The sequence below is a fragment of the Pseudomonas sp. MF06569 genome, from assembly GCF_059862735.1.
The window spans coordinates 1-616 of record NZ_JCBCUZ010000085.1; the positions used below are offsets into that span (position 1 = coordinate 1).

General features: G+C 56.2%; 1 protein-coding gene. It reads left to right on the forward strand.

The window, feature by feature from the left end:
* A partial coding sequence (locus tag AC19YQ_RS24980; protein WP_500596188.1) for an IS3 family transposase occupies positions 1-616 on the forward strand: 616 nt, incomplete at both ends.

Below are 616 nucleotides of genomic sequence, written 5' to 3' on the forward strand. Positions count from 1 at the left end.
AGGCTACCGCGCTCTTGATGTCGGAAGATCTCGAGCGTACGCGCTGATCAATCAGCTAAGCGTCCATGAGCCTGTTGACTGCTTGTGCGAGGCGTTTGAGGTCGCTCGTTCGGGGTACTACGCGCATCGTCTAAGGCGGCGAACACCAGATGTTGAGCGGCTCAGGCTGCGTAGCCGAGTGAGCGAGTTGTTCACCCAGGGCCGAAGTGCTCCCGGCAGTCGAAGCATCACGTTGATGATGCAAGAAGAAGGTGAGCAAATTGGACGGTTTAAGGTACGCAGGCTGATGCGTGAGCTGGAGTTGGTCAGCAAGCAGCCAGGATCACACGCCTATAAAAAGGCGACAGTCGAGCGGCCGGATATCCCAAATATATTGAACCGAGAATTTGATGTCGAAGCGCCCAACCAGGTCTGGTGCGGCGACATCACCTACATCTGGGCACAGGGGAAATGGCACTACCTTGCGGTTGTCATGGATCTTTACGCTCGCCGAGTGGTGGGCTGGGCGTTATCAGAAAAGCCGGATGCAGACTTGGTGATCAAGGCGTTGGATGTGGCTTACGAGCAGCGTGGCAAGCCGCAAGGCCTGCTATTTCACTCAGACCAGGGATCCCAA